The organism is Vulcanococcus sp., assembly GCF_044369115.1.
In the GTDB taxonomy this organism is placed as follows: Bacteria; Cyanobacteriota; Cyanobacteriia; order PCC-6307; family Cyanobiaceae; genus Vulcanococcus.
Genome location: NZ_JBIPMN010000164.1, coordinates 1 through 5,934, shown reverse-complemented (window position 1 = coordinate 5,934; position 5,934 = coordinate 1). Strand labels below are relative to the sequence as shown.

Below are 5,934 nucleotides of genomic sequence, written 5' to 3'. Positions count from 1 at the left end.
CGAGCAGGTGGTGAGCCATCTGCGCTACATCCGCCAGGAACTGCGCGAGATGCATCAGGGAGTGATGGACGACGGCCTATTGCCAGAAGCCGGCGAGGTGCGCGGCGTGATGGCCCAGATGGAAGCCCTGCTCGAGCTGCTGGAAGGCAAAGGCTCCCGCAAGAAGGATTCCGACGGCTGAGCGCTGATTGAGCAGCTCCCGCCCACTGCAGCGCACCCGGCTTCAGCAGAGCCTCGGTGGAGCCTGGCCCAGGCTGGAGCAGTGGGCCCGCAACCCTTGGCGGCGGCTTTCCTTGCTGCTGATCGTGCTGCTGAGCACGTTTTTTCTCGGCAACGCGGTGAGCACGATCATTGGCGCACGGGCTTTCCTGGATCCCCCGGCGGCATTGATCTGCGTGGTGCTGATCGAAATCGCCATCCGTGCGCGCAAACCGCTGTTGCGCCTCCCGGGCGACCGCTTGGGCCTGCAACTGCTCGATATGACTCGCATCGGTTTTTGCTACGGGCTGCTGCTGGAGGGGTTCAAGTTGCTCTGAAGGCAAAGGACCGCCTCAGCTAGCCGCCATCAGGTACAGCAGAGCCATTCGCACGGCGATGCCGTTGGTCACCTGCTGTTCCACCAGCGAGCACCGCAGATCGTCGAGCAATGCTCCGCTCATCTCCACGCCTCGGTTCACCGGGCCTGGATGCAGCACAGGCACTCCAGGGGCGCACATCTGCAAGCGTTCATGGGTAATCCCATAGGCCCGGTGGTAGCTCTCCAGGCTGGTGAGCAGGTTTTGATTCATGCGCTCCTGCTGCAACCGCAGGGTCATCACCGCATCGGCACCATCGAGAGCGCGATTCAGGTCGCGCTCCACGCGGATGGCCGAACGTTGGCCCACTGGATCCAAAACCTGGCCGGGGGGTGGCGCTGCCGCAAAGTGCGCAAAGGCCTCGGGCAACAGCGTGGTCGGCCCGCAGAGCACCACCTCCGCTCCGCAGGCCGTGAGCGCCCAGAGGTTGGATCGAGCGACGCGGGAATGAAGAATGTCGCCAACGATTGCGATGCGCCGGCCCCGCAGGGCCTCCGGCGTGGGGGCCTGCGGAGCAAAATGGCGCGCCAGGGTGAACAGATCCAGCAAGCCCTGGCTGGGATGGCTGTGAAGACCATCGCCGCCGTTGAGGACGGCTACCCGATCACCACTGGCGTCGAGTTCGCGGGCCAGGGCAGCGGGCACACCGGTGCAGCGGTGACGCACCACCAGCAAATCGGCTCCCATGGCCACATAGGTGCGCACTGTGTCGAGCAGGCTTTCGCCTTTGCTCAGTGAGCTCGACGACGGCGAGAAGCTCTGCACATCAGCCGACAACCGCTTGGCCGCCAGCTCAAAGCTGCTGCGGGTGCGGGTGCTGGGCTCAAAAAACAGGGTTGTGACCAGACGGCCCTGCAGCGCCGGCAGCTTACGGGCACCGGAACTCGGCATGACGCGGAAGCGCTGGGCCAACTCCAGAACCGTGGCGTAATCCTCGAGCGAGAAGGCCGCCAGATCCAACACATGGCGGTGGGTCCAGTCGCTCAAGGTGGGCTGCGAGAGACAGCTTCAGGCTAGAAGCCCATCGGCAACGCGGCCACGCCAAGGGCGTCCGCCCTGGCCGGCGTGCGGTCCCCCCGAACCCGCTTGCTCACGCTGCGGCTGGCGCGCAGATACCAGCGCCAGGGCAGGTCCTGCCCCTGGCTGATGCCGATGCGGGTGGTTTGCATGAGGTCGCTGGGCTCGAGCGCTTCCCAGCCCGGAGGCCTGGCAGCCAGCCACAGGCCTACCTCTGGATCTGAGGGCTGAGCATCGCGGCGGCCATCGATTCCGAAGCGCCGTGCCAACAACGCCGGACCCGCCGCCACACGCTCCGGCTCATCGGGCAAAGCCGCAGCCCGCAGCAACACCCCGTTGGCCCATTCCGCGCGATGCGTCACCACATTCACGCAGTGGTGAATGCCATAGCTCACATACACATAAAACCGCCCTGGCTCACCAAACAGTGTTTCGTTGCTGGGCGTGCGGCGGCGGTAGCCGTGGCAAGCGGGGTCGTCTTGGGAATACGCCTCCGTTTCCACGATGACGCCGCACAGCAGGTCGCCATCCGCTTGGCGTTTCACCAGCAGGCAGCCGATGAGCTCAGGTGCGACCACCTCGGCGGGGCGGGCGAAGAAGGATTGGGGCAGGGGCACCGGCAACCACGCTGTGCGCTTTGGATCACAGCCCGACACAACCACTGCCCAGGGGCGATCAAGTCCAGCAGACTGACTGGATCACGCCAACGGATCGATGGATCACAGCTCCGGCTTCACCTTGGCCACCGTGCTGATCGGCGGCAGTGGGCTGTTTGTGCTGGCCACCCTGTTCTTCGGCACCAAGGGCGGCTACTACGACACCGATCAGTACGACGGCAACGGCACGGCCCACTGAGACCAGCCTCAGCCCTGGCTGGGCAGCTGCTCCGATTCGGGGCATTCGCCGGTGACCTCCAGGTCTTCAGGCATGGTGCTGCGGCTGAAGTAGGCCAGGCGGGTGCTCACCGCACCGATGGAATCCAGCCGCACGCACTCCTCCCAGCTGTGGAGTTCGTCGTCATCTTCGGCGTCATAGCGAAGGGTCACAAGATCACCCTCCAGCTCAACCACCAGCGCTTCTTCGATCCAGCGCTGCTGATCACGCAAAAACACCCAAATGGGCCGTTGCTCGCATTGGAAGCGATAAAGCTTGCGCTGCAGCATGGGGTGCCCTCAGGAACCTCCTGAGCTCGATCCTAGGGATACTGAGCCGATCTGAGCTGATCTGCCGTCGTGGTTGCCACCAGTGCTGAAGAGATCCGGCTGCAGCTGCGCAGCTGGCCGGAGGTTGAGGCCTACCTGCAGCGCTGCAGGGGTGTGATCGTGCCGCTCGGCTCCACGGAGCAGCACGGCCCCACTGGAGCCATCGGCACCGACGCCCTCACGGCCGAAGCCGTGGCCCTGGAAGTGGGGCGCCGCAGCGGTGTGCTCGTCACCCCCGCCCAGGCCTTCGGCATGGCCGAACACCACCTTGGTTTTGCCGGCACGATGAGCCTCCAGCCCTCCACGCTGCTGGCGGTGATGCACGATCTTGTGCTCTCCCTGGCCCGCCATGGCTTCGAGCGCATCTATGTGATCAATGGTCACGGCGGCAACATCGCCACCACCAAGGCCGCCTTCGCCCAGGCCTACGGCACCGCCACCAGCCGCGGCCTGGCCAGCGCCGCCAACCTGCGCTGCAAGCTCGCTAACTGGTTTATGGCACCGGAAGCGATGGGGCTAGCGCGGGAGCTCTACGGCGACAAGGAAGGGCACCACGCCACGCCGAGCGAGATCGCGATCACCCTGGCGCTGGAGCCAACCCTGCACAGCAAGCAGCGGCCCCTACCGGAGCCAGCGCCCGCTGGTCCGATCCACGGCCCAGACGATTTCCGGCGCCGCCACCCCGATGGCCGCATGGGCTCTGACCCATCGCTGGCCACCGCCGACCACGGCCATCGCTTCTTGGATGTGGCGGCCACAGCCCTCACCGCCGATCTGCAACGCTTCCTCGAGGAGCCGTCCAGCTAGGTTCTGCCCATGAGCAACATCAGCGCCGACGACGTCCGCAAGGTGGCCAAGCTGGCCCGCCTCGAGCTGCCGGACGACAAGATCGCCACCTACACCACCCAGCTGGAGCGGATCCTCGACTACGTGGATCACCTCCAGGCTGTGGACACCGAAGGTGTTCCCCCCACCACACGCGCCGTGGAAGTGGTGAACGTGACCCGCGACGACGTGGTTGTGCCCACCGAGGTGCGCGAACAGCTCCTCGATGAAGCACCCCAGCGCGAGGGCGATTTCTTCCGCGTGCCCAAGATCCTGGCCGACTGAGCAACAAAAAGCCGGGTCCTGGCCGGGCTCGGCATCAGCGCTTCGGTGAAACAGCGGTGCGGTGGAGCAGCGCCACCACATGACGCCGCGCTTTGAAGCTGGGAAGAAGCCCGGCAATCGGCCTCAGCTTGCTGCGGCGGCGCTTGTGGCTGCGCACGCCCAGGAGAATGTCGTAGATGAAGTTAGTGAAGTCGCCCTTGCTTTCAAACAGGCCGAGCCGCTGCGGCGAACCTTTCGCATCCAAGATAGGCTTGGTGGCCTCATAAGCCGGTTTGTATTCAAACCAGGGAATAGACGGCCAAAGGTGATGAACAAGGTGATAGTTCTGCCCCATGATCAACCAATTCATCAAACGCCCCGGATAAATGCGGGCGTTGTGCCAGCGGTTGCGTGACAAAAAGGGCCGGTGAGGCAGGTAATCGAAGAACAGGCCGAGGGTCACACCCACCATCAGGGCCGGTGCGAACCAGCAGTTGAAGATGAAGTCGATGAAGCCGTATTTGATCCCCGCACCCACAATCGCGAAGAAGATGCCGCGGCCTAGACCCCACTCGAGCAGCTCGTAGCGACGCCAGAGGCGGCGCTGGAAGAAGAAGTATTCGTGATAAAAGAAGCGCGGTGCAATCAGCCACAGCGGACCGAAGGTACTCACGATGTGATCCGGATCATTCTTCGGATCATTCACATGGGCGTGGTGCTGCAAGTGCACCCGCGTAAACACCGGAAAGCTGAAGCCAAGGAGCAGGGCAGCACCATGCCCCATGAAGGCATTCCAGAAGCGATTGGGATGGGCAGCGTTATGGCAAGCGTCATGAATCACCGTGCCCTCAAGGTGGAGGGCCAGAAAACCGGTGGCCAGCAGCGGCAGCAGCGGCCATTGCCAGGCGAACCAGCCCGCAATCGTGATCCCGGCCAGTACATAGCCACCCAGGAACAGCGCCACGGTGGGATTCCAGGCCGAAGGCGGGTCGAGAAACTCCCGCGGCACGGCACTCACCGATGCGCGCAGCTCCCGAGGGGCCCCCTCCATCTCCGGTGACTGAGCCAGAGCTTGCGTCATTCCCTGGGCTGCACCGGCCAACGTTCAGGCCACCTTAGGAAGCTGAGGCCTTCAGCCCGATGCCCACCGGGGGACTTGAACCCCCACAGCCGAAGCCACTGGAACCTAAACCCAGCGCGTCTACCAATTCCGCCAGGTGGGCATGGCATGACTGTACGGATGCGCCGAGAATGCGGTCAATCTCCATCCGATCATGGTTGCCAGCCTCAGCGGAACGCTTGCTCTGGTGGTGGGCTCGGCCGTACTGCTGCTGCCCTTGCTGGCGAGCGAGCTCTCGCGCCCCCGCGATGCCATGTGGGGAGCTGTAGTACTGCTGCTGGGGCTCACCCTGGTTACCAGCGCCGACCGGCTGACGGGTTCACCGATGCTCGCCGTGCTGTGTGGCGGCCTGCTGATCGGCCGCCTGGGCCTTGAGGTGCTGCAGCTGCGCTGGCGGGCACTCACCAACGAAGAGCAGCAACGCCTGCTCTCGCTGGAGCGCTGGCAAACAAGCCTGAGTGAACTGATGGTGAGCGTGGCCCGGGGTATTGCCGTGGTGAGCGCCTCTTCAGCCACGGTGCTTGCCGCCCTGCAGCGTGGTGGCGGCAGCAAGGGCAGCAGTGGTAAACGCTGGGTGCGCACAGACGATCCCGAGGCCAGCGGGGAGCCTGCCCATCAGCCCAGCGAGACCACGACCGTGGTGCGCTCCTTCGCTGAAATCGATCAGCTGCTCCAGAGCGCCATCAGCCAGGCGGGATAATCGGCCCTTGCTGCCCCCGGCGCCGTGACCGCCAGCTCTGCGCCCGCGACCTCTTACAAGGACACGCTCAACCTGCTGCAAACGCCCTTCTCGATGCGGGCGAACGCCAAGGTGCGCGAACCGGAGATCCAGGCCTTCTGGGCAGAGCTGCAGCTCTATGAGCGCCTCAGCCAGCAGAACCCCGGCGAGAGCTTCACCCTGCACGACGGCCCCCCGTACGCCAACGGGGCC

General features: G+C 64.7%; 11 protein-coding genes and 1 tRNA gene. 7 read left to right on the top strand and 5 right to left on the bottom strand.

Going from position 1 to position 5,934, the window contains the following annotated elements; all coding sequences use genetic code 11:
• Together ACIQ2E_RS11830 and ACIQ2E_RS11825 are read left to right on the top strand one after the other, a co-directional pair.
• On the top strand, nt 1–181 hold a 181-nt coding region (locus ACIQ2E_RS11830; protein ID WP_398330679.1), incomplete at its 5' end, for a hypothetical protein.
• Nucleotides 182–188: 7 nt separating this feature from the next.
• On the top strand, nt 189–536 hold the full coding sequence (locus ACIQ2E_RS11825; RefSeq protein WP_398330676.1) for a DUF565 domain-containing protein: 348 nt from the start codon (nt 189–191) through the stop codon (nt 534–536).
• Nucleotides 537–551: 15 nt separating this feature from the next.
• On the opposite strand, the gene ACIQ2E_RS11820 is transcribed toward ACIQ2E_RS11825, so the two are convergent.
• Nucleotides 552–1,562, bottom strand: coding sequence for an aspartate carbamoyltransferase catalytic subunit (locus ACIQ2E_RS11820; RefSeq protein WP_398330673.1), 1,011 nt, complete (start codon nt 1,560–1,562; stop codon nt 552–554).
• A gap of 26 nt (nt 1,563–1,588) precedes the next feature.
• Nucleotides 1,589–2,215, bottom strand: a complete 627-nt coding sequence (locus ACIQ2E_RS11815) for a DNA-3-methyladenine glycosylase (RefSeq protein ID WP_398330670.1) — start codon at nt 2,213–2,215, stop codon at nt 1,589–1,591.
• A gap of 91 nt (nt 2,216–2,306) precedes the next feature.
• Here ACIQ2E_RS11815 and ACIQ2E_RS11810 point away from each other — a divergent pair, with 91 nt between their 5' ends.
• Complete coding sequence (locus ACIQ2E_RS11810) at nt 2,307–2,447, top strand: hypothetical protein (protein ID WP_296364864.1); 141 nt, start codon at nt 2,307–2,309, stop codon at nt 2,445–2,447.
• A gap of 8 nt (nt 2,448–2,455) precedes the next feature.
• On the opposite strand, the gene ACIQ2E_RS11805 is transcribed toward ACIQ2E_RS11810, so the two are convergent.
• Nucleotides 2,456–2,755 carry a DUF6679 family protein gene (locus tag ACIQ2E_RS11805; RefSeq protein ID WP_398330666.1) on the bottom strand — a complete coding sequence of 100 codons (300 nt, stop codon included), beginning with the start codon at nt 2,753–2,755 and terminating at the stop codon, nt 2,456–2,458.
• A 69-nt stretch (nt 2,756–2,824) separates the two neighbouring features.
• Here ACIQ2E_RS11805 and ACIQ2E_RS11800 point away from each other — a divergent pair, with 69 nt between their 5' ends.
• A complete protein-coding gene (locus ACIQ2E_RS11800; protein WP_398330663.1) occupies nt 2,825–3,601 on the top strand; it encodes a creatininase family protein in 777 nt (258 codons plus the stop codon).
• A 9-nt stretch (nt 3,602–3,610) separates the two neighbouring features.
• Nucleotides 3,611–3,904: an Asp-tRNA(Asn)/Glu-tRNA(Gln) amidotransferase subunit GatC gene (gatC, locus tag ACIQ2E_RS11795; RefSeq protein ID WP_296443887.1), complete on the top strand. Its 294-nt coding sequence runs from the start codon at nt 3,611–3,613 to the stop codon at nt 3,902–3,904.
• A gap of 34 nt (nt 3,905–3,938) precedes the next feature.
• Here gatC and crtR read toward each other — a convergent pair whose 3' ends face one another.
• Nucleotides 3,939–4,964: a beta-carotene hydroxylase gene (gene crtR / locus ACIQ2E_RS11790; protein ID WP_398330659.1), complete on the bottom strand. Its 1,026-nt coding sequence runs from the start codon at nt 4,962–4,964 to the stop codon at nt 3,939–3,941.
• A gap of 60 nt (nt 4,965–5,024) precedes the next feature.
• Nucleotides 5,025–5,106: transfer RNA gene (locus tag ACIQ2E_RS11785), tRNA-Leu, on the bottom strand.
• 51 nt (nt 5,107–5,157) lie between these two features.
• On the opposite strand from ACIQ2E_RS11785, the gene ACIQ2E_RS11780 reads away from it, so the two are divergent.
• On the top strand, nt 5,158–5,703 hold the full coding sequence (locus ACIQ2E_RS11780; protein WP_398330656.1) for a Ycf66 family protein: 546 nt from the start codon (nt 5,158–5,160) through the stop codon (nt 5,701–5,703).
• 93 nt (nt 5,704–5,796) lie between these two features.
• Nucleotides 5,797–5,934, top strand: a 138-nt coding sequence (locus ACIQ2E_RS11775) for a class I tRNA ligase family protein (protein ID WP_398330682.1), incomplete at its 3' end; no start/stop codon positions are given.

What these genes read in the sequence shown, in the direction of transcription:
- gatC (WP_296443887.1), top strand. Translation starts at nt 3,611, where the DNA reads ATGAGCAACATCAGCGCCGACGACGTCCGCAAGGTGGCCAAGCTGGCC.
- crtR (WP_398330659.1), bottom strand. Translation starts at nt 4,964, where the DNA reads ATGACGCAAGCTCTGGCTCAGTCACCGGAGATGGAGGGGGCCCCTCGG.
- ACIQ2E_RS11805 (WP_398330666.1), bottom strand. Translation starts at nt 2,755, where the DNA reads ATGCTGCAGCGCAAGCTTTATCGCTTCCAATGCGAGCAACGGCCCATT.
- ACIQ2E_RS11810 (WP_296364864.1), top strand. Translation starts at nt 2,307, where the DNA reads ATGGATCACAGCTCCGGCTTCACCTTGGCCACCGTGCTGATCGGCGGC.
- ACIQ2E_RS11780 (WP_398330656.1), top strand. Translation starts at nt 5,158, where the DNA reads ATGGTTGCCAGCCTCAGCGGAACGCTTGCTCTGGTGGTGGGCTCGGCC.